Origin of the sequence: Arthrobacter pigmenti (genome assembly GCF_011927905.1) — a bacterium.
GTDB lineage: Bacteria > Actinomycetota > Actinomycetes > Actinomycetales > Micrococcaceae > Arthrobacter_D > Arthrobacter_D pigmenti.
The window spans coordinates 240220-266057 of the sequence record NZ_JAATJL010000001.1; the positions used below are offsets into that span (position 1 = coordinate 240220).

The following is a 25838-nucleotide window of genomic DNA, read 5'->3' on the forward strand; positions in this document are numbered from 1 at the left end:
GTGAAGTAGCTTCTACTGCGGCGCGAGTGGCTGCGTGGGGCTCACTGTCATGAGGACAATGTCTGTCGATGCGCACGCTGTGGCGGTCTGATCGACAATGAGCGAAGCGGTGTCATTGGGAGGGTAAACCCGTAGACCAACGGTATCGGTCAACTGGCACTGCTCGCCGTAGTTCTCTGCGCGGGTCTGTTGCAGGGGTGCGATTGCTGATGTTCCGGGCGCCAGCATGACCTCCTGGGATTCGCCCGAAGCGCGCTCCGCCGGGGCACCCACTTGGTTGCCGTCGGCGTCGACGTAGGACACACCCGGGTACCCGGTGATCTCGCATTCCTCCTCGGAGACGTTCGTGAAAATCAGTTGTCGGTAGACGCTTCCGGCCGCGCCCCCGCCCATCTCGGTTTCAAGGACTGCCTCCAACATGTCGGCCGTGCAGACACCGTCGGCGACGGTCGCGGTCGGGCTCGGGCTGGCAGATTCGGTCGGCTCGCTCGATTCGGTGGGTTCCGTGGAGGCCGAGTTCGAGGGCGCCGGTGCGGACGACGTCGCCTCTGTGGTTTCTTCAGCGGCGGACGACGACGGCGGGCTGGTTTGCTCTTCCGCCGGGTCACTGCCGGCGCAACCGGCAAGCGTGAGGGATCCAACGACGACGGCAGCGGACAGCCAGAGAGGTGCGTGTGTACGGGTGGTCATAGCTCCACCCTGATGTGGGAGGTCCCCTGCGTCAATCAGCCGCGACGGTGCGTGGCCGATTGACGCAGGGATTGTTATCTGGCTAGGCCTTCGCCTTGCGGGTGCGAATCAGGGCAGTTACACCGGCGATGAGCCCAAGTAGGCCTGCGCCAAGACCCACGTAACCGGCGGCTGCGGAGCCGGAGGTGTCGTTGCTGGTGGACGCGCTCTCAAGGTTGGCGGCCTCAGCGGTCTCCTCTGCAGTGGCCTCCTCGCCGTGACCTTCCTCGGCTCCGGTCAGGGTGATGGTCGGTGCCGGTGCTTCAAGGCTGTGCGGATCCTCGCCTTCGGCTGGAATCTGCGCCCAGTCGGTTTCTCCCTCGACGCAGCTCTGCAGGACGGGGAACGCGAGCGTCTCGCCCTCAGCTTCCGGCAGTTGGACGGAGATATCCATCTTCTGCAGGTAGCCGTCCTCCACAGGCGTTTCGGCGGTGTAGACGATCTGGCCGACGCGCTCGGTCACACTGGATCCGTTGTCGAGCGTCAACGGCTCGTCAAGCGTTTCCGTCACCTTCTCGACCTTCCAACCCGGGACGATCTCCGGCTTGGCGTCAATCAGTGGTTCGGGCAGGGAGATGGTGAGCTTGTTGGTGGGCGAGCCGTCGCATGCGTGGGAGAACGCGACGGTGAGGTTTGCGTAGGCTCCTGCGGCGGTGGTGTCCGCCTTGACGGTGACGTGGGCGGCTGCGCCCGCAAGCCCGAGGCCCATCAAGCCGGTGGTTGCTGCTGCGGCGGTCAGGGTACGCCGAATTGAAGTCTTCATGGTGTTACCTCTCAAAGGTTGTGAAAAATGCGCTCGCATAAGCGCTGGCATGAGTGCCGGTATGGATTAGTGAGAGGTAATCAGGGGCGGACCGCGAAGGGGCCTTATGTTCAGGAGGGGTTCGAGGTAGCTCCTTGCCGGCGCCGCGGGGATGAGCGGAAGGTCGGCAAGGGGCAGGAACGTTGCGAGGCGGGGGCGGGCGGCCAGCGGCCGGAACCAGTGTAGCGCCAGGAGCAGAGCGGTTTCGCCGTGGTACAGCATCAATGCGGTGACTGCCACGGCGGCTGTGTGCGCGGCGAACATCAATGGGCTGTCGAATACCGCGAACGCGTGCAAGTGCTCCACCGCGGCCGATGATGCGCAATGCACCTGTTGCGTGCCGAAGTGGCCGCGTGTGGCCGGGACACACGCCGTCGTCGTCGTAAGTGTGGTGAAGGCCTGGTGCAGCGCTATCTGGCCGAAGCCGAGGACGCCAAGTACAGCAGGTAGCGGGAGCTTTTTACGGGCGAGAACGGTGACGCCGAGCAGGGTCGCCGCGGCCAAAGCCGCGAGAATCAGCGGGCTGGGAAGGGCGGCGCCGCCGGCAAGGTGGGCGCCGGCGGCAAGGAAGAAGACGACGACGGCGGTAGCCACCGCGCGCACTATGCGCGCGTGGGTGCCGAAGCTGCTCATCAGTTTCCTCCCGCCTATTTTTACGCTGCACGTAACTTCTACACCGTGTAGAAGCGGTTCGTTACTCCTACTGTATTCGCTGCTGCCGACAGTTTGGCTCGGTCGCCGGCTTACTCATGATGGTAGGGGCGGCGCCCTGCAATTTCCTGGGATCGGTAGAGCTGTTCGGCAAGGATGAGCCGGACCAACTGGTGAGGGAAGACAAGCGGCGAGAGGGACCAGACGAAGTCGGCACGCTGGTGTACTTCCTGGTTCACGCCGTACGCTCCGCCGATGATCAGGGTGATGTTGCGCGAGGTGTCCAACGGTTGCTGAAGTTTCGCCGCAAGGGTGGGGGAGTCGACGGCTTTGCCGCGTTCGTCGAGGAGGATCACGTAGTCGGTGGCGTTCTTCCCGGTGAGGCGTTCGAGGAGCCGGGTGGATTCCTCGTCGCGGGCAGCATCGCCCTCGCGTGCGGAATGCGGAATCAGTTGCCAGGAGAGGTCGAACGGTTTTTTGAGCCGCTTCTCGTAGCGGGTGATGCCCTCCGCAACCCAGGACTCGTGTTTCCGGCCGACGGCCAGTGCGCGTAATGCCATGGGGTCAACGCTAGTGCCCGGGCGGTCCGGCGGATGCCTCTGGGGGGCTGGCTGTGTGAGTGCGGCGGTGTGCACTGACGCAACGAATTCGTTGACTCTGCGCACAGGGAGCTGCCTCGAACCACCTGCCGCTGCGTCAACGGAACGGTTCCGCCGGTTCCGTGCACGCGGGATCAGGTGCTCAGAATCCGAAAAGGCGCCCAGATCGCTGCTAATTCAACGAAGTGGACGCCTTCTCAATGGCGGTGACGGTGGGATTTGAACCCACGTTGGCTTTTACACCAAACAACATTTCGAGTGTTGCACCTTCGGCCGCTCGGACACGTCACCAACGCTGACACTTTACCGGCTGAGGCGCTCTCCACCCAAAATGGGCTACAGGTCGACGACGTCGTTCTTGCCCGGATCCGGGCGATCGCCGGTGACCATACCCTTGGCGATCTTGAATGCCGCAACCACCCGCGGAGTATCCAGCGACCAGTATTCGGCAGTGTCGGCGTCCACCTTGATCAGCGCGATCGAAGGGTCATCCTTGCCGTCGAACCACGGCTTCACTGAAGGACTCCACAGCTCATCAATCTTGGCGCGGTCCTTCGTCAGGGTCGCTGTACCGGCAATGGACAGGTAGCCCTTGCCGCTGCTGATGGAGACGTTGACCTGCGGGTTCGACCGGATCTCGTCTGCCTTCGGTGAGGGATCTTCCGTGAAGAACCACAGGTCGCCGTCGAACTCTGTTTCCTGCACCGCGAGCGGCCGGCTCACCAAGCGGCCCTGCCCATTCACCGTTGTCAGGATCGCGATGTCCGCGTCCTTGACGATCTTGGCCAGTTCCTTCATGCCGTCCTCTTGCGAGTTCATGGTTGGCTCCATTTCCATTGGGGACCGGAAATAGTAAGCCTACGCACTATCTCGGCGAGCGAAAAGCTGGGGTGAGCGCGTCAGTCCCGCCGAACCTCGAAGAACTCCCTCAACACCGCACCGCACTCGGCCTCTAGAACTCCCGAAAACACTTCCGTCCAGTGATTCAGCCGACGTTCACGGAGGATGTCGAATACCGACCCCGCGGCCCCGGCCTTCGCATCCCACGCACCGAAAACCACACGCGGGATACGGGCAAGCACGCTCGCCCCCGCGCACATCGAGCACGGTTCAAGGGTGACCACAAGCGTGCAGCCCTCCAGCCGCCAAGATCCCACAGCCTCGGCAGCACGGCGGATCGCGAGGACTTCAGCGTGCGCCGTCGGGTCACTCGTTGCCTCCCGCTCGTTCCAGCCCGTCCCCAGCACCACCCCATCAGGACCGACGACGACGGCGCCAATCGGCACATCCTCCGTCTCCAGTGCCCGACGGGCCGCCTGCAAAGCCAATTGCATCCATTCGGCGTGGTTCGGTGCTGCGGCGGCAGAGTAGGCGGGCATGGGGCCAATGATACTTTTGAGCCATGCGCGTACTGGTTGTCGACCATCCCCTGGTGTCCCACAAACTCACGGTTCTGCGGGACAAAAACACCCCGTCACCGGTATTCCGGTTGCTGACGGAGGAGCTGGTCACGCTGCTCGCCTATGAGGCAACGCGTGAAGTCCGGGTTGAACCGGTGGAGATCCAGACGCCCGTGACGTCCACCATCGGAACCGGGTTGGTGAAGCCCACGCCGCTGGTGGTGCCCATTCTTCGTGCAGGGCTCGGGATGCTGGAGGGGATGACCCGCCTGGTTCCCACTGCGGAGGTCGGCTTCCTTGGCATGGCCCGCAATGAGGAAACTCTCGAAGCGATCACCTACGCCGAGCGCTTGCCGGATGATCTCACCGGGCGCCAGGTCTTCGTTCTGGACCCGATGCTCGCCACCGGCGGCACCCTGCGGGAAGCGATCAAGTTCCTTTTCCGGCGCGGGGCTGCTGATGTCACCTGCATCTGCCTGCTCGCCGCACCCGAGGGCCTGGAGGCTTTGAAGCAGGAGCTGGATGGAACGAACGTCACAATCGTGCTCGCCTCGATCGATGAGAAGCTCGACGACCGTGCCTATATCGTTCCGGGCCTCGGTGATGCGGGCGATCGACTGTATGGCGTCGTCGGCTAAAAGTGGTTGTCCACTATTCGGTCGTACTACCGAAAGCCGGTCACGCAACCGGTTCACAAGCTGGACGAATTGCCAGCTAAGCGAGTTTACGAAGCCGATTTGTCTCTGTGCCTGCCGCTAAACCAGCGCTGCGAAACAGAGTGTCCAGCACTCTGAAAGTCCAGAATGCGGACCCTTACCATTGTTACTTGTGCGTAAGTGATTGTTACGTGCAATAATTCGTATTGTGAACACCAACTCAGCAGCATCTGCAGCCGCAGCTTATTCCCGGGGCGTCACGCCCTTGCCAGGGACATGCTGCTGTCGAATGTGCGCGTAACGGCCTACCCCATCCCCTTACGCATTTCCTAGCCCAACGGCGGGCTCCACAGAAGCTCCATCTCGACCGGGCACACCCCTGCATTCGAGCCGTGATGACGGCGATTCACCATGAGGTTGTTTAAACATGACCGTTTCTTCCGGATACGTCCATATCTCCCTACGCAACGCGCAGAGCCGGGCCAACGCCCAGCGCCAGGCCTACGGCCAGCGCCCGGGAATCCCCGCGTACTCTCAAGCTGCACCGTCCTACGCTGCAGGCTACGGCCCGCTGCAATCCGTGCCTACCCAGGGGGAGTATGCGCAGCCCATTACGGCGCCGGTTCCCGTGGTGACTCCCAATGGGATTCCCGGTCCCCAGCCGGTGACCGGAGACACCACCGCGCGCGGATTCGTCCTTTATGTCGCACTGGATGAAGACACCGCCGCCGCCAGTGACACGACTCTGAGCAAGCTGGCGCAGGATGTTCGTGCGTACGTTCGTACCCTGGTTCCGGATGCGCAGAGCCACGCAGCCGTCGCGCTGGCTCCTGCTGACGCCGTCGGAACTGATATCGACGTCGTCCGCCAGGCGCTGGGGGATCCCACGGTCAATCGCCGCCCGCGTGCCGAGCAACAGCCCACTCCCGCTCCGGCGCCGCGTCCCACCGGCGTGCTTATTGACCTCTCCCGCCGCGAGGTACACCTGGACGGCGAGATCCTGAACCTGACGTTCAAGGAATTCGAGCTTCTGAACTATCTCGTTGAAAACGCGTCCCGCACAGTAGGCCGCGAGGAGCTGCTCAGCGGACTGTGGCGCAACGCCGACGAGGTGCCGAATGAGCGCACCATCGACGTGCACATTCGCCGCCTCCGCTCAAAGCTTGGCCGGCTAGCCAACACCGTGCGAACCGTTCGTGGGCAGGGCTACCGGTTCTACGAGCACCCGGAAGTAGTGGTCTGGGCGGCTCCCGAGTACTCGATCTAGACGCCCGAAAGTGTCAGCCACCTAGGATGGGGGAGTGTCCTCCCACCATCTGAAGCGCCTCATGCTGCTGCGTCATGCCAAATCCGACTGGCATTCCGACGTCGCGGATCATGAGCGGCCGCTGAGTTCGCGCGGGCACCGGGATGCGCCCTTGATTGGGCGCTGGATGGTGGAGAACGACGCCGTCCCGGACCTCATTCTGTGCTCCACCGCCTTGCGGGCACGCCAGACGTGCACCTGGGTGTGCGACGAATTGGGGGAGAAGGCGCCTACCCCGCGGTTGGCGGCTGAGTTGTACGCTGCGAGCGCCACCTCGATGCTCACGGTCATCAACCATGTGCCGGAGACCGCAACGAGCGTGCTCGTAATCTCGCACCTGCCGGGGCTCCAGAACCTTGCAATGCGTTTGGCGTCCGTGGACTCAGATGAAGACGCTGTGGTGGATTTGGCTACGCACTATCCGTCGGCGGCCCTCACAGTATTCCAGCACGGCGGGCTCTGGGCTGAACTGGACGGACGCGATGCTGACGTGACGGACTTCGTGGTGCGACGTGCCTAAAGGCCGTACTTTTCGAGCAGGCGGAGCCAGACCTCGTTGATGGTCGGGTAGGCGGGTACCGCGTGCCAGAGGCGGTCCAATGGAACTTCGCCGACGATCGCGATCGTAGCGGCGTGCAGTAATTCGGCTACGTCCGGTCCCGCGAAGGTAACGCCGACCAACACCTTGCGGTCCTCGTCGACCACCATCTGCGCCCAGCCCTCGTAGTTGTCCGCGTGCAGCGACGAGCCCGCGACTGCGATCTCCAGCGACGTCTCGCTGACATTCAGCCCGTCTTTTTGTGCGGCTTCGAGGGTCCTGCCGGCCATCACAATTTCAGGGTCGGTGAACACCACCTGCGGTACGGCGTACGTATCGGCTGTAGCCGCGAAAGCGCTCCACCTCTCGGGCGGTCCGTCGAGCTGTCCTTTGGAGCGGGCAACGATCGCATCCCCGGTCATGCGGGCTTCGTACTTACCCTGATGCGTGAGGAGTACCTTCCCGGCGGCATCTCCAACGGCGTAAAGCCAGGGATGGGCGGCAACCTGTCCCGACTCGTCCGTATCGAGCCCCTTGGGATCGAGATCGAGCGACTCCAGCCCGAGCCCCGCCAACGCCGGATGTCGGCCCGTGGAGACCAGCAGCTTCTCCGACTGCACCACCTGACCATCGGAGAGGACAACGCGGAAGCGTCCGCCGCCGTCGTGGACGGACTGAGTGCCGGTATTGAGGAGCAGGGTGACGCCGTCGCGCTCGAGGCCCTTTCCCACAAGCGCCGATGCCTGCCCAGGATAGTTGCCGAGCAGTCCGCTGCGTGCGATCAGGGTGACCCGGGATCCGAGCCTCGCGTACGCCTGTGCGAGCTCAGCGCCGGCCACGCCGCCGCCGAGCACAGTGAGGCTTTCCGGCACTTCTTTCGCCGATGTTGCTTCGCGGGTACCCCAGAAGGCGAGTTCGCTGAGCCCGTCGATGGGCGGCACGGAGGGCGTCGAGCCCGTAGCGAGAACGACGGCGTGGCGCGCGAGAAGGCGCGTGGCGCCGTCGTCGTTGGTTACTTCCACATGCCGTTCGCCGGTGAGCCGTGCCATGCCGCGGATGAGGGTGATGCCGGTGTCCTTCACCCAGTCGACCTGCGAGGAATCGTCCCAGTGGGAGGTGAACTCGTCGCGCCGGGCGAGGACCTGCTGGAAGTCGAGCGTCCCAGTGACGGCTTCCCGGGAGCCGGCGACGGCGCGGGCTGCGTTCAACGCTGCGCCCGGGCGAAGGAGGGCTTTCGAAGGCATGCAGGCCCAATAGGAACACTCGCCGCCAACGAGTTCGGATTCCACAAGGACGACGGACAACCCGCCCCGCACAATGCGGGCGGCGGCATTTTCTCCGACAGCGCCGGCGCCGATGACGATGACGTCGGTGGTTTGCTCAGTCATGGACCTGAGCCTTCCACCTGAGCGGAGGTCAGGGCAAGGGCCCGCCGTGCCTTAAACGAAAACCGCCCCGGGCTGCTGCCGGGGCGGTTTCATCTGGTGCGCGCGAAGGGATTCGAACCCCCAACCTTCTGATCCGTAGTCAGATGCTCTATCCGTTGAGCTACGCACGCATTCGTAAGCTTTTGAAGGCTTTCACATGGCCGTTTGGCCGTAGATAACTCTACAGCCATTCAGAACCTAATGCTAATTCGGCTATTCCGTGCGAGCAAAAGACACCATTCAGACTAGACCGGTCTACGTGACCTTAATCACAGAATTCGCATGTTCAAAAGCTTGAATTCCGTGCAATCTCGCGGTTCCTCCATCTTTGCACAATCGAAGAGAGCTCGAATTGTCCGGCTCTCTGTAACAACTCACCCCTAGCATCGATACACATCCGACACCCAACGAAGGGAAGAGAAATGGGCGATTCCGTGCGACAGCCGCTGCTCGCTGAACGAGCGACTGAAGAGGCCGCAGTTTCCGCTGCCCCAACAACCCACGCAGCTCTGCTGGCTTGGGTTGAGGAGACTGCCGCGCTGACCCAGCCTGACCGAATCTATTGGGTCAATGGTTCCGCACAGGAGAACGCCGAGCTCACCGATGAGTTGGTTGCTGCGGGCACGCTGAAGCGTTTGAACCCCGAGCTCTTCCCCAACTCGTTCGCAGCGTTCTCCGACCCCGCGGACGTAGCCCGCGTCGAGGAGCAGACCTTCATCTGCTCCCGGGATGAACGCGACGCCGGATTCACTAATAACTGGATGGATCCAGATGCCATGAAGGACAAGCTGCGTGGCTTGTTCGCCGGGTGCATGCGCGGCCGCACCATGTACGTGATCCCGTTCGTCATGGGCCACCTGAATGCGCAGGAACCGAAGTTCGGCGTCGAAATCACAGACAGCGCGTACGTCGTGACCTCCATGCGGATCATGGCGACCATCGGTACAGCGGTGCTTGACCGGATGACTGAACTCAATGCCGACTTCGTCCCCGCGCTGCACTCCCTTGGCGCTCCCCTGGAGCCAGGTCAGCAGGACGTCTCCTGGCCGTGCAATGACGAGAAGTGGATTGTCCACTTCCCGGAGGAGCGCTCAATCTGGTCGTTCGGTTCCGGTTACGGCGGAAACGCCCTGCTCGGCAAGAAGTGCTACGCCCTGCGTATCGCCTCCGTCATGGCGCGTGATGAAGGTTGGCTGGCGGAGCACATGCTCATCCTGAAGCTCACCTCCCCGGAGAACAAGACGTACTACGTCTCGGCCGCGTTCCCGTCGGCCTGCGGCAAGACCAACCTGGCGCTGCTGGATCCGACCATCGAGGGCTGGAAGGTCGAAACACTCGGCGACGACATCACCTGGATGCGCTTCGGCAAGGAGGGCGAATTGCGTGCCGTCAACCCGGAGGCGGGCCTGTTCGGCGTTGCTCCCGGTACGGGTTGGAAGACCAACCCCAACGCGATGCGCGCAATCGCCAAGGGCAACTCGATTTTCACCAATGTTGCATTGACCGACGACGGCGGAGTCTGGTGGGAGGGCATGACCGAGGAAGTGCCCGCTCACCTTACCGATTGGCAGGGCAATGACTGGACGCAGTCGTCGGACGCGCCAGCCGCCCACCCGAACGCACGGTTCTGCACGCCGATCGACCAGATCGACATGCTCGCCGATGAGTTCAACGATCCCGAGGGCGTTGAGCTGTCCGCGATCCTGTTCGGCGGGCGCCGGAAGACTACAGTTCCGCTGGTCACGCAGTCACGTGACTGGACGAACGGCATCTTCATGGGATCCACCCTCTCGTCGGAGACGACTGCGGCCGCCGCAGGCGCTGTCGGCCGGGTGCGCCGGGACCCAATGGCGATGCTTCCCTTCATGGGGTACGACGCCGGCGATTACCTCAGCCACTGGCTGAAGGTCAGCGGCCAGGCCGACCAGTCGCGCCTGCCGGAGATCTTCCTGGTGAACTGGTTCCGCCGGACCGCCGATGGCGGCTTCGCCTGGCCCGGCTTTGGCGACAACTCGAGGGTGATGAAGTGGATCATCGAGCGCCTCGAAGGAAAGGCAGATGCGGTTGAGACGCCCATCGGTTACGTCCCAGCTCCGGATTCCCTAGACCTGACCGGCCTCGACCTCACGCCCGCGGACGTTGAGGAAGCGGTTCGGGTAGACGCGGAGGAGTGGGACGCCGAGCTTGAGGGAATCGAGCAGTGGTACCAGCAGTTCGGTGAGTCCCTGCCGAAGGAACTCGTCAATGAGCTTGAGAACCTGAAGAAGCGGTTTGCCGCCTAGCTCCACTCCTCAAGATATGCCGTGATTCTGGCCCGCAGCTCATCATGCTGCGGGCCAGCCGCATTTCCGGGGCCTGACCAGTTCGATTCCGGGTAGAGCCAGACGGGCTTCCGCCTTCGATCAGGCTCCTCCCAGCCGTAGCGCGGCCAGATGTGTGCGTGGAGATAGGGGTCGGTGTTACCGAGGATTTCGATGTTCACGCGGAGGAACGCCGGTGAGCCGCCGCTATACGGCTTCGGCGCCAGTCTTGTCCTTGAGAGCCGGGTGGATCCGGCACGTTACTGGCGGATCTGTTCCAGTACGGCCGCGGTGAGGGTCTCCAAAGTCGCAGGGTCTTCCGCTTCGGCGTTGAGGCGCAGGAACGGTTCGGTGTTTGAGGCCCGCAGGTTGAACCACCACGAGCCGTCCTCCGCCGTAAAGGTGAGGCCGTCCACCTCATCCACAGTGACGCCATCGTTCTCGAACTCCTGCCGCACACGTGCGGTGGCCGCAGCGGCGTCGTCAATCCGGGAGTTGATCTCTCCGGAGGAGAAGTAAGGCTCATACTCCCGGCCCAGGTCGGAGAGCGGCCGCTCCTGTTCTCCGAGCGCTGCGAGAACGTGCATCGCCGCAAGCATGCCTGTGTCTGCGTTCCAGAACTCGCGGAAGTAATAGTGCGCCGAGTGTTCGCCGCCGAACACCGCCCCCTCCTCTGCCATGACGGCTTTGATGAAGGAATGGCCCACGCGCGTCCTGACGGGGCGTCCGCTCTCTGCCCGAACCAGTTCCGGGACGGCACGCGAGGTGATCAAATTGTGGATGATCACCGGTTCCTGCTCCCCGTTGGCCTGTGCGCGGCGGATCTCACGGCGCGCGACCATGGCCGTGACCGCGCTCGGTGACACGGGCTCGCCCTGCTCGTCGATTACGAAGCACCGATCGGCGTCGCCGTCGAATGCAAGCCCGATGTCGGCGTGATTACTCAGCACAGCCCGCTGCAGATCCTTGAGATTCTCCGGCTCCAGCGGGTTTGCCGGGTGGTTAGGGAAGGTGCCGTCGAGTTCGAAGTAGAGGGGAATGATCTCAAGCGGTAGAGCGTCAAGGTACTGGTCACCCAAAACAGCGGGAGTGGTTAGCCCGGCCATGCCGTTTCCGGCGTCGACAACAACCTTGAGTGGGCGGATGCCCGAAAGATCGACCAGGGAACGCAGGTACTGCGCGTAGTCCTCAAGGATGTCCCTCGAGGAGGTGGTGCCCTGAACGTCGACGGCGGGGATCGCGCCGTCGGAAAGGTACTGTTCGGCCCGCTCCCTGATCTCGGTCAGACCAGTTTCGGATGAGACGGGAACGGCGCCCGGACGCGACATCTTCATACCGTTGTACTGCGCGGGATTGTGGCTGGCGGTGAACGTGACCCCGGCAGCGTCCAGTTTCCCGCTTGCGTAGTACAACTCATCGGTGGAAATCTCACCCAGGAAGATCACATCGGCCCCGCGAGCGGTGGCTCCGTCAGCGAAAGCACTACTGAACTCCGGGGACGAGGGCCGCATGTCCCCGCCCACCAGTACAGTTTCGCCTGCAAGGCCCAGTACGTCAACGAAGGCGGCACCTACCGCCCGCACTGTTTCGGCGGTGATGGTTTCACCCACAATTCCACGTACGTCGTAGGCCTTGAACGAAGCTGAGAGGTCGATGGTTGTGTTCACGCTCGAAAGTCTAGCCGGTTCGATTGGCGGGCCAGTGGGCTGGGGAGGAATGGTCGACGGCGGTTGTCAACATAGCGGACCAACCCGCGGGTTTTCGTCGGCGCCGGCTGCAATACTGGGGCGCATGGCTGAAACCACCACGCTGCACCACCAGGCACTCTCGATCCTGCGCACCCTCGTGGGGCGCGAGGACGCTGCCTTCCACGAGGGCCAGTTCGAGGCTATCGAGGCACTGGTCAATGGAGGCCGCCGCGCACTGGTGGTACAGCGCACCGGCTGGGGGAAATCCGCCGTGTACTTCGTCGCGAGCCTGCTCCTGCGAATGGCTGGTGCCGGGCCAACCCTAATCGTTTCTCCGCTGCTCGCACTCATGCGGGACCAGGTAGCTGCCGCTGAGCGGGCCGGCGTGCGGGCGGCCGCAATCAACTCAGCCAATCAGACGGAGTGGCAAGAGATTTCCGCACAGCTCGAGGCAAATCAGGTTGACGTGCTCCTGGTCTCCCCTGAGCGGCTGAACAACCCATCCTTCCGGGAGAACCACCTGCCGGAACTGATCCGCCGAACAGGACTGTTGGTGATTGATGAGGCCCACTGCATCTCCGACTGGGGCCACGATTTCCGTCCTGATTATCGGCGGCTCCGGGACCTCATCACCACGCTTCCGCAGGGTGTGCCGGTGCTCGCCACCACAGCAACCGCAAACTCGCGGGTGGTCAAGGACGTAGAGGAGCAACTGGGTACTGACTGCACGCCTGTGTACACCCTGCGCGGGAACCTGGCGAGGAAATCGCTTCGGCTCGGCGTGCTCCGCCTGCCCAGTCCACGTTCGCGCCTCGCGTGGCTCCTCACCCACCTTGAAGACCTGCCCGGAAGCGGCATCATCTACGCCCTGACGGTTTCCGCAGCTGAAGACACCGCCCGGTTGCTGCGGGAGAGCGGACACCGGGTGCTCGCCTATACCGGGCGAACCGATCCGGCGGATCGCGAGTCAGCGGAACAGGCGCTAAAGAATAACGAGGTGAAGGCCCTCGTTGCCACCAGTGCCCTGGGGATGGGCTTCGACAAACCGGATCTAGGGTTCGTTGTACACCTCGGCGCTCCGTCCTCGCCTGTTGCGTACTACCAGCAGGTGGGCAGGGCCGGCCGCGGGACTCCCAATGCTGATGTGCTGCTTCTTCCCGGGGCGGAGGACAGGGACATCTGGGAGTACTTCGCCACCGCTTCGATGCCCGCCGAGGACAAAGCGGAGCGCATCCTCGACGCCCTGGCAGACGGCAGCGTACTGTCCACACCTGCTCTGGAAACCCGCGTGGACGTGCGGCGTTCGCCGCTGGAGCTCCTGCTTAAAGTGCTGGACGTGGACGGAGCCGTGCGCAAGGTGACGGGAGGATGGCAAGCGACCGGCAAGCCCTGGCAGTACGACAGCGAACGCTACGCCCGTATCGCCAAAGCCCGTGTGCACGAGCAGAAGTCCATGCTGGACTACGAGAACACCGGAAGCTGCCGGATGGAGTTCCTGGCCGCAGCTCTGGATGATCCGGCAGCAGCTCCCTGCGGCCGGTGCGACAACTGTGCAGGCCCCTGGTACTCCGACGAGGTCTCACACGACGCCTCTGAGAGTGCAGGAAGCGCCCTCGGCAGAGTGGGTGTGGAACTCGAGCCACGAGGTCAGTGGCCCTCCGGCATGGACAAGCTGGGCGTCCCCGTGAAGGGCCGGATTCCAGCCGATCAGCTCCTGTCACCCGGACGTGCACTCGCACGTCTGACGGACCTCGGCTGGGGAAACCGGGTACGGGAACTCCTGGCCGAAGGATCAGAAGACCGGCCACTTGATGCACTGGCTGCCCAGGCATGCGTGAAGGTATTGTCCGAGTGGGGCTGGGAAACCCGGCCTGTTGCCGTTGTCAGCATGCCATCACGACGGCGCCCCCTCCTGATCCGGTCCCTCGCCGAAGGGCTCGCGAGTGTCGGAAAGATCCCGCACCTCGGCGCGCTGCAACTGCCGAATGGCTGGCCGAGTGGCGCTTCGGGAGGCAACAGCGCGTTCAGGTTGGCGGCGGTGTGGGACAAATTCGCCGTCCCGGAAGACGGTCGCGCCTGGTTTTCTGCCAATCCGGGCCCCGTGCTCCTGGTCGACGATCTCGCAGATAGCCGATGGAGTCTGACCGTGGCAGGGAAAGCCCTCCGGGATGCGGGCGCGCAGGCGGTCCTTCCGTTCACGCTTGCACTCAAGGCATAGCCCCGCAGCCCGCAAACGCCGAAACAGGCGGATAACACAGAGGAACCCCGGACCAGATGGTCCGGGGTTCCTCTGTATTTCAGCGGAGACGGGGGGATTTGAACCCCCGGTAGGCTTTAGACCCACACTTCATTAGCAGTGAAGCCCATTCGGCCGCTCTGGCACGTCTCCAGCAGCTATTACTAGCCACCCAAGACTACCCAGAACCAAAGGGCAAGAGCAAAATACGCGCCCTACAGCTGCCCGGTGAGCGCCTTCCACACGAACTCCTGCGACATGGCGTGCATCCGGGCGGTCTGGCGGTTGTCGGAAGCGCCCGCATGGCCACCTTCCAACGCTTCGTGGAACCACACGTTTTCCACACCAAGCGCCTTCATGCGGGCCGCCATCTTTCGGGCCTGGACCGGGCCCACCCGGTCATCGCTCGTCGCCGTCCAGATCAGCGTCTTCGGATACTGCATACCCTCGCGGAGCCGGTGGTAGGGGGAGAAGGTCTGCACGTACTCCCACTCTTCCGGCTTGTCCGGGTCCCCGTATTCAGCGATCCACGAGTACCCGGCCGAGAGTTTGGTGTAGCGCTTCATGTCCAGCAGCGGTACACCGCACGAGATCGCGCCGAACAGTTCGGGGTACTGGGTCAGCATGTTTCCCACGAGCAGCCCGCCGTTGCTGCGTCCCGTGCAGCCCAGAAGTTCCGGCCTGGTCACACCGCGATCCACCAGATCCTGCGCGATCGCTGCGAAGTCCTCGTACGCGCGGTGCCGATTCGCGTGCAGGGCCGCCTGATGCCAGCCCGGACCGTACTCACCGCCGCCTCGAATGTTGGCGAGCACATACACGCCGTGCCGTCCACCGGACGTCCGGCGCTCCAGCCAACCGCGGCCGATCACACCGCTGTACGCCGGTGTCATTGCGTTTTCGAACCCCCCGTAACCGGACAGCAGCGTCGGGTTGCCGCCGTCGAGCAATAGACCCTTCGACGCAACCTGGAAGTACGGCACCCGGGTGCCGTCCTTTGACACGGTGAAGTGCTGCTCGACCGTGAAGGAGTCCTCGTCGAAGTACGACGGCGATGCCTTCACCTCGGCATGCGCCCCACCGATCGTGCCCCGCACCACTGTTGTGGGGGTGAGGAAGCCTGTGGCGACAAGCCAGTAGTCGTTGCCGGCGTCGTCGTCCTCGTCATCAACCGCATAGGCATCCACTGAATGCAGGGGTGGGCACGCGTCCAGGACATCGGAGGACCAGTGATCAGAGGGGTTCAGCACACGGATCTCGGAGGAGACGTCCGTCAGGAGGTTCAGCAGGAGGTAGTCCCGCGTCCAGCTCCAGGACTGCAGGGCGGTCTGCGCATCGGGCTCGAAGACGGCGGTAAGCGCACGGTTGCCGCTGAGGAAGTCCTCAAGCCGCGCGGCCTGGAGGGAACCGGCAGGGTAAGTGACGCCGTCGAGGTCGAAATCCGTCCGTGGACGCAGCAGCAGCCATTCGCGGTGGAGGGAGACGTTGACGTCGTCGGGCACATCGATGTGCACCCACTCGTCGTCCCGGCGAAGATAGGTGCGGCTGGAGTAGAAGTCGACAATGTGGGCGGCGATATCGCGCTCGAACCCCGGCGTCTGATCGCGGACCACAGCAGCCATCATCGAGTTCTCAGGAATCTCGAAGTACAGTTCCGCGGACTCCAGCGGCTCGCCGCGGCGCAGTGTACGGACGGTCCGCGGGTAGGAGCTCGTGGTCATGGAACCCGGCCCGAAGTCAGTCCCGACGTGCAGGGCGTCCGGCCCCGCCCAGCTGATCCGGCTCTTGGCAACCGGAATGTCGAACCCGCCCGCCACGAAAACGCGGTCGACGACGTCGTACTCCCGGTAGCGCTGCGCGTCACCGCCGTCGGGGGAGAGCGCGATGAGCGCCAGGCGGTAGGGCTCGCCCTCGGCGGGGCGGAGGAACATTGCGCCGCCCCACACCCAGTCCTGGCCCTCGGCCGCACTCAGGGCGTCAACGTCGAGCAGGATCTCCCAGTCAGGTGCATCCGTGAGGTAGCTGTCCCAGGTGGTGCGGCGCCAGAGGCCCTTGGGGTGCTCCTTGTCCCGCCAGAAGTTGTAGTAGTGATCGCCCCGCTTGCCGACCATGGGAATGCGGTCCGTGGAGTCAAGCACCTCAAGCAGGCGCTGCTCCATCGTCAGGAAGCCGTGGTTGATCAGTTTCGACTCGGTGACCGCGTTCTCACCGCGCACCCAGTCCAGAGGCTTCTCGCCGTAGATGTCTTCGAGCCAGAGGAACTCGTCTTCGGTTGCGGGGTCATGCTGTGTGGTGGACGTCATGCCGTTATCTTAGGCAACTTGGAGTGGTTCGCTCCACAAATAGTGCCTGCCGAATGTCGGCGCCAACTGATTAGATAGAGCCAAACGACGACGACGGCCGGCCCGGGTGCGCCCGAACCGCCCAGGAGATGGGGAAATGATGAGTACGGCCACAGGTACTGAACCGACTTCGCTGCACGCCGCGGACACGCATGATCTGATCCGCGTGGAAGGCGCACGGGAGAACAACCTCAAGGACATCAGCGTCGAGATTCCGAAGCGTCGGTTGACCGTGTTCACTGGTGTTTCGGGCTCCGGAAAGAGTTCGCTGGTGTTCGCAACCATCGCCGCAGAGTCCCAGCGGATGATCAATGAGACCTACAGTGCTTTTGTCCAGGGCTTTATGCCCTCCCTTGCGCGGCCGGAGGTGGACCGCCTCGAGGGGCTGACCACAGCCATCATCGTCGACCAGGAGAGGATGGGTTCCAACCCGCGGTCCACGGTGGGCACCGCCACGGATGCGAACGCGATGCTGCGGATCCTCTTCAGCCGTCTGGGCTCTCCACAGATTGGCCCGCCCACCGCGTTCTCCTTCAATGTGCCAACCCGCAAGGCAAGCGGTGTGATGTCCACGGACAAGGGCGGCCGCGTCGAGAAGAACGTGGTCAGCCAGGCCGTTTATCTGGGCGGCATGTGCCCGCGGTGCGAGGGCATGGGCAATGTCAGCGACATTGACCTCACGGCCCTGTATGACGAGACAAAGACACTCGAGGACGGCGCGCTGACAGTTCCCGGGTACTCGATGGACGGATGGTTTGGCCGGTTGTTCGAGGGCGTTGGACTCCCGATGAACAAGCCGATCGACAACTTCACCAAGAAGCAGCTCGACACCATGCTCTACTCCGAGCCAACCAAGATCAAGGTTGAGGGCATCAACCTCACCTTCGAGGGCATCATCCCCAAGATCCAGAAATCAATGCTGTCCAAGGACCCCGAGGCGATGCAGCCGCACGTACGCCGGTTTGTCGAGCGGGCGGTGACCTTCCAGAGGTGCCCGGAATGCGAGGGGACCCGGCTCACCCGGGAAGCCCTCGCATCGAAGATCAACGGCAAGAACATCGCCGAGCTCTGCCAGATGCAGATCAGCGATCTCACCGGGTGGATCCGGGACCTTCAGGAGCCCTCCGTTGCACCCTTGCTCAAGGGGCTGCAGCACCTCCTTGACTCCTTCACGGAAATCGGGCTGGGTTACCTCTCACTGGATCGGCCGGCAGGCACGCTCTCCGGCGGCGAAGCACAGCGCACCAAGATGATCCGGCATCTCGGATCCTCGCTGACGGATGTCACGTACGTGTTCGACGAGCCCACCATCGGCCTTCACCCGCATGACATCGAGCGGATGAACAACCTCCTGCTGCAGCTGCGGGACAAGGGCAACACCGTGCTCGTGGTCGAGCACAAGCCCGAAACGATCGCCATTGCCGATCACGTGATCGACCTGGGTCCGGGTGCAGGCACCGCGGGTGGAACGCTCTGCTTCGAGGGAACGGTGGACGCGCTGCGCAGCAGCGACACCATCACGGGCAGGCACCTCGATGACCGGGCGGGTTTGAAGGAGACGGTGCGGGCGTCGTCCGGTGTGCTTGAGGTCCGTGGTGCGTCCACGCATAACCTGCGGAATGTCGACGTCGATATCCCACTGGGTGTGCTCTGCGTAGTCACGGGCGTGGCCGGATCGGGTAAGAGTTCACTGATCCACGGATCGGTTGCGGGCAGGGAGGGCGTAGTGGTCATCGACCAGGGCGCTATTCGTGGTTCACGCCGAAGCAATCCCGCCACCTACACGGGACTGCTTGAGCCGATCCGCAAGGCGTTCGCCAAAGCTAACGGCGTGAAGCCTGCCCTCTTCAGTTCCAACTCGGAGGGAGCCTGCCCCACCTGCAACGGCGCGGGCGTCATCTACACCGAGCTCGGCGTCATGGCTACGGTGGAGTCTCCCTGTGAGGATTGCGAGGGCAAGCGATTCCAGGCCTCCGTGCTGGAGTACCGGTTGGGCGGGAAGAACATCGCCGAGGTCCTCGCGATGTCCGTGACTGAAGCGGAGGAGTTCTTCAGCGGGGGTGAGGCCCGCACACCCGCAGCGCACAAAGTCCTGGACCGGCTGGCCGACGTCGGGCTTGGTTATCTTAGCCTCGGCCAGCCGCTCACCACTCTCTCCGGTGGAGAACGCCAGCGACTCAAGCTCGCCACCCAGATGGGCGAGAAGGGTGATATCTACATCCTCGACGAGCCGACCACCGGTCTCCATCTGGCAGACGTTGAGCAGCTTCTCGGCCTGCTCGACCGGCTTGTGGACTCGGGTAAATCGGTGATCGTGATCGAGCATCACCAGGCCGTGATGGCACACGCGGACTGGATCATTGACCTCGGACCGGGAGCAGGGCACGACGGCGGCAAGGTTGTCTTTGAGGGAACGCCCGCTGAGTTGGTGGCCGGCAAGTCGACGCTCACAGGCGAACATCTGGCCGCATACGTGGGAGGCTGACCTCACGTCAGGTGAACTTCGACTGCGTTTGAAGGCCGATAACCTAGACGGATGGACAATTCGCGCGGCCTGCAGGTAGCCATCATCGGCGCCGGCCCGCGTGGCACTTCCGTGCTTGAGCGGTTGGCTGCGAATTGGTCTGCCTTTCCTGAGGGAGGACGGCCAAGGTTGACGGTCCACGTTGTGGAACCGTACGAGCCGGGGCCGGGACACGTTTGGCGTCCGGATCAGTCCAGGCACTTTCTTATGAATACGCCGGCGCTTTTTCCTACGGTGGTTCCGGTTGGCGAGGCTGCTTCCGGGCGCGCGCCATCGCTGGTTCCGGTGTGCTTCGACGGCTGGCGGCAACGAATGCTCGTCTCGCCCGATGAGAGCCTGAGCGATGAGGATCGCGCCGAGTTGGCAGCGCTGACCTCCAGCGGCTTCCCAAGCAGGGCACTGTACGGTCGCTACCTGCGCTGGGTCTACGTCTCCGTCCTGTCCTGCCTCGGCGAGGGTTTCGACGTCGTCGTCCACCAGGTCGAGGCGCGCCACGTACAACGTGTGGGAACGGCATTCCGGGTAGAACTGGGCGAGGACGAGGCGTTGGAGGCGGACGCCGTCGTTCTGGCCATGGGGCACCTTCCGGCGCAGCTGAACCGCGAGCAGGAGGCACTGCGCGACGGCGCCGCGCGGCTTGGGCTGCAGTACTGGCCACCTGCTGTGCCTGCAGACGTGGACTGGAACCGTCTTCCTCCGCGTAAGCCGGTGCTGGTTCGCGGCCTGGGCCTGAACTTCTTTGACATCATGACGCACCTCACCGAGGGGCGCGGAGGCCGGTTCGTACCGGGCGGCGAGCCTGCGGGTTGCGCGCTGACCTATGAACCGTCGGGTCGGGAACCGCTCATCATCGCGGCGTCGCGCCGGGGTACCCCGTATCGGGCGAAGGCGAAGTTGGACAGGTATGTGCCGCGGAGCGTCAACCTTCGATACTGCACGCTTGAGCGGGCGGGAAGTTTCGCTGCGGACGGGGTCCAACCCGGGTTCGACCACGACCTGTGGCCGTTGCTTCACCGTGACGCGGTCTGGGCGTACTACTGCACTTTGGCCCGGACTGCCGGACTGGGTGAGGGCTTTCTGGAGAAGCTCCAGGATGCACTCGATGCACCGGACAGCGACTGGGCAGCCAAGCTTGAAGAGACCCTTGATGCTCACGTGTCCGGTTTGGACCGGCTGGATCTGGAGGCGCTTGCCCGGCCGTTCGGGCGTCGCCGGTTCGCTTCTGCGCAGGAGTACAACCGGACGGTTCTGGAGTATTTGGAGGAAGACGCAGCCGGATCAGACCGTGGTGAGGATGATCCGCTGAAAATGGCCATCGGAGCGATGAACGCCGGGCGGTCCGTGATCAAGCAGGTGGTTTCCGATGGCGGGCTCACGGAGGCCTCCTGGACCGCGGAGTTGCGTGGGTGGTTTGAACCTCTCGTTGAGGGTCTGGCCAGTGGGCCGCCGGCGCTGCGCATTGAACAGTTGGCGGCATTGGCGAGGGCCGGCGTCGTGCGTTTCGCCGGGCCGGCGCCGCGCTTCGAACTCGACAGCGGACGAAGCCGGTTCACGGTTACCTCCCCGTGGGTGGAGGGCGGTACGTACGACGCCGGTGTGCTGGTGGAAGCGGTGATGCCGGCCAACCGGGTGGTGTACAACCGCTCGGTGTTGCTGCGGCGGCTGTTGGAGGACGGATTGGTGCGTGCCCGCGCGATGATGTCGGAGGACGGTGTGCCGGAGCTGTCGGCGGGCCTTGACGTGACCAAGCCGCCCTACCAGGCGCTTGGTGCGAACGGGCTCGTGCAGGAGGGACTGTATGTGCTTGGGCTGCAGCTCACCTCCGTGCAGTGGGGAACGGCGATCGCCGCCGAAGCTGGGGCGTCGCTCGACGCCGGGGGCCGAACCCTGCGTGACGCCGACGACATTGCCCGGGCAATCCTCGGCGGTTCCTAAGGCCCCTCCAGGTACATCGACTCAAGGGGTTGCATCGACTCTCCCCAAATGGGCGTTTTGAGGGCTATTTCCGCCCTGAGAAGCACCATTTGGGGAGAGTCGATGCGGGAGGCGCAACGCGAAAGCGCCCCTCCCCAGCGAATCGGGGAAGAGCGCCTTCCGGCGCTTTCGCGCTCAGCCGTTGGTCGGGCTACGCCGCTATGGCCGGCCGATGAGGCACTTGAGGTACTCGATCAACTCGTACCCGTAGCGGATCCAGCCGAAGAAGTCCCACCATCGGGTGGGCTTGGTCGGCGGAACGCAGTTCGGCGGTTCGGGTGCCGACTCCGCGGTGACGTACAGGGTGACCGTGGTTCCGGATTCCTCCGCAACCAGGACAATCCGTCCGTCGCCCACCGCGGTCTCCGGCACTGTGACCGTTACCTCGGCCGCGCCGCCTGAAACCGGGGTGGTGCCCAGTTCGGTGCTGACCCCACCGTCGTTGATGTAGGTTGCGGTCAGGGTGGTGTTCGCCGGGCTGCCAAGAGAGGTGAGATCAAGTTTGGCAACGCTGAACGAAACCTCGGCGCCCGCCTCTACCTCAGCGGGTGCGTTCCGGACGATCACTCCCCGGCGGTCGAAGCTCGGCGACAGCGGGCTGTTCTCCTGGATGTAGTTGATCCAGGCGTCGCGGTCCACAAGACCTGAGTCGCGAACGTCCGTGCCCTCCCGGAAGACGGTGAAGTTGTCGCCGCCCTGGGCAAGGAAGCTGACCGTGCCGATCCGGTAGTCGCGGGCCGGGTCCAGCGGTGCGCCGTCGATGGTGACCGACGTGATGCGGGAGCCTGCTGCGAGGTCCGGGTTGTAGGTGTAGGTCACGTTGTCCGAGAGCCCGAGCGCCAGGAACGACCTGGAGCTGCCTTCCGGCTGCCACTGCTGCTCGAGCATTGTCTTGAACTGCTCACCGGTGAGGGTGATTGTCCAGAGGTTGTTGACGAACGGCAGAACCGCATTGGCCTCGGCGTAAGTGATGACGCCGTCCTCGCCGTAGTAGAGCTCATTGCGCAGACCGCCCGGATTGACGACGCCGATCTCCGCACCACCGCGCTCCGCTGCGGAGAGCGAAGCCCTCATCGACTCGGCCACCAGGTTGCCGAGCGTCGACTCGGAGGTCCGGTCATCACGGTTGCCGTTCACGAACGCGGTGGTGATGTCAGCGGTTACCGATCCCACCGGCTGGCTGCCGATGACCTCCGCCTCGGCCAGCGCGGCGTCGACAATCGTCTTGACCTCAGCAACCCTTGGGAACTGGGCTACCAGCGTGGCGTCGTCGGTGGTGGTCCGGGCAACGTTCTGCGCGGTGTAGGACTCGACCTCGCCGGTGGCATTGTCCACGGTGAGGGTGATGTGGCCGATGAACTCACCGTAGGAACCGGTTTGAACGATCGGGCGGGTCTCGCCCTCAGAACCGGGAACCGGTGCATCCCACGCGTACTGCTTGTGCGTGTGACCGGTGTAGATGGCGTCGACCAGCGGCGTGGTCTCGGTGACAATCTCGGCGAAGGCGCCGCCTGCGGCGACCTCCTCCTCGATCGTGGAACCCTCAACGACGCCGTCGCCGGCACCCTCGTGGAACTCGGCGACAATGACGTCGGCAAGGTCCTGCTCCTCGATCTGGGCCGCCACACGGTTGACGGCCTCAACGGGATTGCCGAAGTCGAGTGTGGAGATACCGTCAGGGCTGACCAACGACGGCGTCTCCTGGGTCACGACACCGATCACGGCGACGTCGATTCCACCGACGTTGACAATCTCATACTCCTGCAGCGCCGGAGTGGTGGTGCCCTTCTCGTAGACGTTCGCGCCGAGGTAGGGGAACTCCGCGAGCTCGGCGACCCGGCCGCTCAGGTCCTCGAAACCGGCGTCGAACTCGTGGTTGCCCACTGCCGAGGCGCTGAGGTCCAGTGCATTCAGGACGTCGATCGTCGGCTTGTCCTGCGCCACAGAGGAGGCGAACAGGGACGCACCGATGTTGTCGCCCGCCGAGAGGAACAGTGAATTCTCTTCGGCGTATTGCGCGCGCAACTGCTCGATGGTGCCCGCGAACTTCACCGTGTTTGCGTCGATGCGCCCGTGGAAGTCGTTGATGCCCATCAGGTTGAGCTCGGTGGTGGTGCCCTCCGGGACAAGGTTCAGGCCCACGATCACAGGATCATGGTCACTGGCCCTGAACTGGTTGGGCTCATAGAAGTTGGTGGCGTTGTAGTTGTAGCGGCTGTACTCCAGTGCCACGGATTCCACGGCGTTGATGTTCCAGACATCGACGCCGGAGACGGTTGCATCAGCAGCCGGCGAGGCGAGGATGTGGTCGAGCGAACCCACCTGGCCCGAGAAGACGTACGAGTATCCGTCCGTCTTCGCGCCCTGGTTGACGTACCCGGCGTTGTACAGGACCTGCATAGGATCCTCAGCCGAGTAGGAGTTGAAGTCGCCGGCGAGGAATACCTTGTCGGTTCCTTCTTCGGTCTTCAACCGGTCAGCGAACGCAACAAGCGCCGTTGCCTGCTCAATACGGTCAGCGTTCGAAGCGCCCTGGCCGTCGCCCTGGTCCGCGTTCTCACCGGTACCGGAACCCTTCGACTTGAAGTGGTTTGCGATCACGAGGAACCTGGTGGACTCATCACCGTCCACCACGTTGAAGGTCTGCGCAAGGGGCTTACGGGCGTTCGAGAACGCCTCGTTGTCATCGAGGATGACTGATTCGCCGACCGTTTCGACTGCCGCCCTCTTGTAGATGAAGGCGGTCCGGATGAAGTCCTCATTCTCCAGTGCAGGAAGGTCCGCGGGGGAGCGGACGTAGTCCCAGACACCAGGCGTCGCTTCGTTGAGCGCCGCCGTGAGCGTCGCGAGGGCCTCATCGCGGTCCTTGCCGAACTTCGCCGAGTTCTCGATCTCCTCGAGGGAGACGACGTCGGCATCCAGGCCGTTGATCGCCGCAACGATCTTCGCTTCCTGGCGTTCGAGGTTCTCCGCGTTGGCGGCGCCGCGGGCATCGCAGCCGCCACGCACCGTGATGGGATTGCCATCGCGGTCCTCGTAGTAGGTGCAGCCCGTGAGCTGGTCACCGGTGGTTGTGAAGTAGTTCAGCACATTGAATGAGGCGATCTTGACGTTGCCGCCAACGTTCTCCGGCGCCTCGGGGCGGGTCCCTTCGAAGGCGGCGGGCTGAACGTCCGCGGCATTCGCTGCGGTGAGGGCAGTCAGCGGCTGGAACTTCCAGGAGCTGTTGCGGAAATCAAGGACGACAGGTGCCGTGAACGTCGCGGACGAGGTCACCCGAACGGGCTCCTCCGGCGTGAGGTAGGGCAGCGGCTGGTCCATGTTGGCGCTGTTCAGGAAGTTGGTGGTGGCGCCGTCGTCGAGCTTCACGCCGCGGGCGGCGTTGTCGGCGGCGACGGCAGCGTTCTCAGGCGTACCGGGAGGAGCAATTTCCGTTGGCTGCACCAGCGGGGAATCGCCCACCGCCAGCGCGATTTCACCGTACTGGTTCAACGCATAGTTGTCGGTGACGGTGAATCCGCCTGTCGGGTGAACGAGCATGCCTTCGAGTGCTTCGCGGCCGGCGTCGTCCGCCGGGTAGGCCACCGATGAAGCCTTGACGGCCACAGCCGCCTCAGCTGGCTTGGTCATGCCGCCGGCGTTCACGGTGATCTGGGACAGGTCGAAGTATTCACCTGCAAGGCCGGTCACCTCGACGAAATCACCGACGGCGACGCTCTCCACGGTTTCGGGCGAGTAGATGAAGATGCCGTCCGATGCCGCGTGGTCAGAGCCGAGGTCTCCACCGGTGCCTGCAGTCTGGATGTAGTACCCATCGAATCCGCCGGTGGGGTAGGCAGCCGTGACGACGCCGCGCGTAGTGACAGTCTGGCCCGCGTAGGGGCTGGCGGCACCGTTGCCCTGGATCTCCGCAATGGGGATGACTTCTCCGGGCGTCGGCGGATCAGGGTCGGGTTCCGGTTCGCTTCCGGCCTGGTCGCCGGCAGCATTGGTGGGAGTTACGGCGTCGAGCGCAGTGAAATCGACTTTGTTGTTGTCGGTGTCCACGAAGTCTGAGCGGTTCATGGACAGCGGGTTGGTGGTCCCGCCCGGCCCCTCTTCCGCCGCGGTCTCGTAGGTGTTGGAGGAACCGTAGCCCAGCAGGTCCACGACACCAGGTGCACCGACAACGGAGCCAACCGCAAGCGGATCGACGGCGCCGGGCTGGTTCGACAGCACGATGGTTCCGCGTGTGCCGCTGAAATTCAGACCAGTGGTTACATCCGGTGCAGGAAGAGCAGCACCGAAACTGTCATTGCTGCCGCCCTGAACCAGGAAGTAGCCGTTCGCCGGGATGCTCCCGCTAAGCTCCGCGACGCCGGTTGGCGCGGTGACGGTACCCGCCGCGCGGTATTGCAGAGACCAGCCGTCAAGACTGACCGGCGCATCCGTAGTGTTGTAAAGCTCCACGAACTTGTGGGTGAACGGCGCGTTGGCGCTGCCGCCGTTCACATAGGCTTCATTGATGACGACGCCGGAGCCTGCCTGGGCCTCGACGGTTTCTTCGGCGCTGGCAGGCAAGGCCGCCACCGGTGAGGCGAGCAGCCCTACCGACAGCGCCGAGCACAGCGCGCCCCTCCACGAATTCTTCATCCGTTGTGTTTCTCCTTGACTTTGGCCGGTTTAC

17 protein-coding genes and 3 tRNA genes are annotated in these 25838 nt (G+C 63.7%); 7 read left to right on the forward strand and 13 right to left on the reverse strand.

Annotated elements, in window-relative coordinates; genetic code table 11:
• Positions 1 to 12: 12 nt before the first annotated feature.
• The 7 genes from BJ994_RS01195 to tadA all read right to left on the reverse strand — a co-directional run bounded on the left by BJ994_RS01195 (position 13) and on the right by tadA (position 4160).
• Positions 13 to 690 carry a DUF4232 domain-containing protein gene (locus tag BJ994_RS01195; protein WP_167990584.1) on the reverse strand — a complete coding sequence of 226 codons (678 nt, stop codon included), beginning with the start codon at positions 688 to 690 and terminating at the stop codon, positions 13 to 15.
• 82 nt (positions 691 to 772) lie between these two features.
• The gene (locus BJ994_RS01200; protein WP_167990586.1) at positions 773 to 1492 is read right to left on the reverse strand and encodes a YcnI family copper-binding membrane protein; all 720 of its coding nucleotides are present in this window, start codon (positions 1490 to 1492) and stop codon (positions 773 to 775) included.
• A 66-nt stretch (positions 1493 to 1558) separates the two neighbouring features.
• The gene (locus tag BJ994_RS01205; protein WP_167990588.1) at positions 1559 to 2164 is read right to left on the reverse strand and encodes a hypothetical protein; all 606 of its coding nucleotides are present in this window, start codon (positions 2162 to 2164) and stop codon (positions 1559 to 1561) included.
• 110 nt (positions 2165 to 2274) lie between these two features.
• Positions 2275 to 2742: a 23S rRNA (pseudouridine(1915)-N(3))-methyltransferase RlmH gene (locus tag BJ994_RS01210; protein ID WP_167990590.1), complete on the reverse strand. Its 468-nt coding sequence runs from the start codon at positions 2740 to 2742 to the stop codon at positions 2275 to 2277.
• Positions 2743 to 2982: 240 nt separating this feature from the next.
• A tRNA-Ser gene (locus BJ994_RS01215) sits at positions 2983 to 3072 on the reverse strand.
• A gap of 45 nt (positions 3073 to 3117) precedes the next feature.
• Positions 3118 to 3600 (reverse strand): pyridoxamine 5'-phosphate oxidase family protein, encoded by a 483-nt coding sequence (locus BJ994_RS01220; protein WP_167990592.1) that lies wholly within the window; start codon positions 3598 to 3600, stop codon positions 3118 to 3120.
• A gap of 80 nt (positions 3601 to 3680) precedes the next feature.
• The gene (gene tadA, locus BJ994_RS01225; protein WP_167990593.1) at positions 3681 to 4160 is read right to left on the reverse strand and encodes a tRNA adenosine(34) deaminase TadA; all 480 of its coding nucleotides are present in this window, start codon (positions 4158 to 4160) and stop codon (positions 3681 to 3683) included.
• A 23-nt stretch (positions 4161 to 4183) separates the two neighbouring features.
• On the opposite strand from tadA, the gene upp reads away from it, so the two are divergent.
• From upp to BJ994_RS01240, 3 genes are all read left to right on the forward strand, one after another.
• The gene (gene upp / locus BJ994_RS01230; RefSeq protein WP_167990596.1) at positions 4184 to 4819 is read left to right on the forward strand and encodes a uracil phosphoribosyltransferase; all 636 of its coding nucleotides are present in this window, start codon (positions 4184 to 4186) and stop codon (positions 4817 to 4819) included.
• Between the two features lie 445 nt (positions 4820 to 5264).
• On the forward strand, positions 5265 to 6104 hold the full coding sequence (locus BJ994_RS01235; protein WP_167990600.1) for a winged helix-turn-helix domain-containing protein: 840 nt from the start codon (positions 5265 to 5267) through the stop codon (positions 6102 to 6104).
• Between the two features lie 34 nt (positions 6105 to 6138).
• Positions 6139 to 6663, forward strand: a complete 525-nt coding sequence (locus tag BJ994_RS01240; protein WP_342450212.1) for a SixA phosphatase family protein — start codon at positions 6139 to 6141, stop codon at positions 6661 to 6663.
• Here the strand turns inward: BJ994_RS01240 and BJ994_RS01245 are convergent.
• Positions 6660 to 8069, reverse strand: coding sequence for a dihydrolipoyl dehydrogenase family protein (locus BJ994_RS01245; RefSeq protein ID WP_167990605.1), 1410 nt, complete (start codon positions 8067 to 8069; stop codon positions 6660 to 6662). The genes BJ994_RS01240 and BJ994_RS01245 overlap by 4 nt on opposite strands.
• Before the next feature lie 94 nt (positions 8070 to 8163).
• A tRNA-Arg gene (locus tag BJ994_RS01250) sits at positions 8164 to 8239 on the reverse strand.
• A 291-nt stretch (positions 8240 to 8530) separates the two neighbouring features.
• On the opposite strand from BJ994_RS01250, the gene BJ994_RS01255 reads away from it, so the two are divergent.
• Positions 8531 to 10390, forward strand: coding sequence for a phosphoenolpyruvate carboxykinase (GTP) (locus tag BJ994_RS01255; RefSeq protein WP_167990607.1), 1860 nt, complete (start codon positions 8531 to 8533; stop codon positions 10388 to 10390).
• A gap of 278 nt (positions 10391 to 10668) precedes the next feature.
• Here the strand turns inward: BJ994_RS01255 and BJ994_RS01260 are convergent, their stop codons facing one another.
• Positions 10669 to 12075: a phosphomannomutase/phosphoglucomutase gene (locus BJ994_RS01260; RefSeq protein WP_167990610.1), complete on the reverse strand. Its 1407-nt coding sequence runs from the start codon at positions 12073 to 12075 to the stop codon at positions 10669 to 10671.
• 124 nt (positions 12076 to 12199) lie between these two features.
• Between BJ994_RS01260 and BJ994_RS01265 the strand changes: the two genes are divergently transcribed.
• Positions 12200 to 14314, forward strand: coding sequence for a RecQ family ATP-dependent DNA helicase (locus BJ994_RS01265; RefSeq protein WP_167990613.1), 2115 nt, complete (start codon positions 12200 to 12202; stop codon positions 14312 to 14314).
• An 83-nt stretch (positions 14315 to 14397) separates the two neighbouring features.
• Here BJ994_RS01265 and BJ994_RS01270 read toward each other — a convergent pair.
• Positions 14398 to 14485, reverse strand: a tRNA-Ser gene (locus BJ994_RS01270).
• A gap of 62 nt (positions 14486 to 14547) precedes the next feature.
• Entirely contained in the window at positions 14548 to 16635 is a 2088-nt protein-coding gene (locus BJ994_RS01275; protein WP_167990615.1) for a prolyl oligopeptidase family serine peptidase, read from the reverse strand.
• 139 nt (positions 16636 to 16774) lie between these two features.
• Between BJ994_RS01275 and BJ994_RS01280 the strand changes: the two genes are divergently transcribed.
• Positions 16775 to 19159 carry an ATP-binding cassette domain-containing protein gene (locus BJ994_RS01280; protein ID WP_167990617.1) on the forward strand — a complete coding sequence of 795 codons (2385 nt, stop codon included), beginning with the start codon at positions 16775 to 16777 and terminating at the stop codon, positions 19157 to 19159.
• Positions 19160 to 19210: 51 nt separating this feature from the next.
• Complete coding sequence (locus BJ994_RS01285) at positions 19211 to 21133, forward strand: FAD/NAD(P)-binding protein (protein WP_167990620.1); 1923 nt, start codon at positions 19211 to 19213, stop codon at positions 21131 to 21133.
• A gap of 198 nt (positions 21134 to 21331) precedes the next feature.
• Here BJ994_RS01285 and BJ994_RS01290 read toward each other — a convergent pair whose 3' ends face one another.
• The gene (locus BJ994_RS01290; protein WP_167990622.1) at positions 21332 to 25804 is read right to left on the reverse strand and encodes an ExeM/NucH family extracellular endonuclease; all 4473 of its coding nucleotides are present in this window, start codon (positions 25802 to 25804) and stop codon (positions 21332 to 21334) included.
• Positions 25805 to 25838 lie beyond the last annotated feature (34 nt).

What these genes read in the sequence shown, in the direction of transcription:
- BJ994_RS01255 (WP_167990607.1), top strand. Translation starts at nt 8,531, where the DNA reads ATGGGCGATTCCGTGCGACAGCCGCTGCTCGCTGAACGAGCGACTGAA.
- BJ994_RS01200 (WP_167990586.1), bottom strand. Translation starts at nt 1,492, where the DNA reads ATGAAGACTTCAATTCGGCGTACCCTGACCGCCGCAGCAGCAACCACC.
- tadA (WP_167990593.1), bottom strand. Translation starts at nt 4,160, where the DNA reads ATGCCCGCCTACTCTGCCGCCGCAGCACCGAACCACGCCGAATGGATG.
- BJ994_RS01280 (WP_167990617.1), top strand. Translation starts at nt 16,775, where the DNA reads ATGAGTACGGCCACAGGTACTGAACCGACTTCGCTGCACGCCGCGGAC.
- BJ994_RS01235 (WP_167990600.1), top strand. Translation starts at nt 5,265, where the DNA reads ATGACCGTTTCTTCCGGATACGTCCATATCTCCCTACGCAACGCGCAG.
- BJ994_RS01275 (WP_167990615.1), bottom strand. Translation starts at nt 16,635, where the DNA reads ATGACGTCCACCACACAGCATGACCCCGCAACCGAAGACGAGTTCCTC.
- upp (WP_167990596.1), top strand. Translation starts at nt 4,184, where the DNA reads ATGCGCGTACTGGTTGTCGACCATCCCCTGGTGTCCCACAAACTCACG.
- BJ994_RS01290 (WP_167990622.1), bottom strand. Translation starts at nt 25,804, where the DNA reads ATGAAGAATTCGTGGAGGGGCGCGCTGTGCTCGGCGCTGTCGGTAGGG.
- BJ994_RS01195 (WP_167990584.1), bottom strand. Translation starts at nt 690, where the DNA reads ATGACCACCCGTACACACGCACCTCTCTGGCTGTCCGCTGCCGTCGTC.
- BJ994_RS01210 (WP_167990590.1), bottom strand. Translation starts at nt 2,742, where the DNA reads ATGGCATTACGCGCACTGGCCGTCGGCCGGAAACACGAGTCCTGGGTT.
- BJ994_RS01265 (WP_167990613.1), top strand. Translation starts at nt 12,200, where the DNA reads ATGGCTGAAACCACCACGCTGCACCACCAGGCACTCTCGATCCTGCGC.
- BJ994_RS01220 (WP_167990592.1), bottom strand. Translation starts at nt 3,600, where the DNA reads ATGAACTCGCAAGAGGACGGCATGAAGGAACTGGCCAAGATCGTCAAG.
- BJ994_RS01245 (WP_167990605.1), bottom strand. Translation starts at nt 8,069, where the DNA reads ATGACTGAGCAAACCACCGACGTCATCGTCATCGGCGCCGGCGCTGTC.
- BJ994_RS01285 (WP_167990620.1), top strand. Translation starts at nt 19,211, where the DNA reads ATGGACAATTCGCGCGGCCTGCAGGTAGCCATCATCGGCGCCGGCCCG.
- BJ994_RS01205 (WP_167990588.1), bottom strand. Translation starts at nt 2,164, where the DNA reads ATGAGCAGCTTCGGCACCCACGCGCGCATAGTGCGCGCGGTGGCTACC.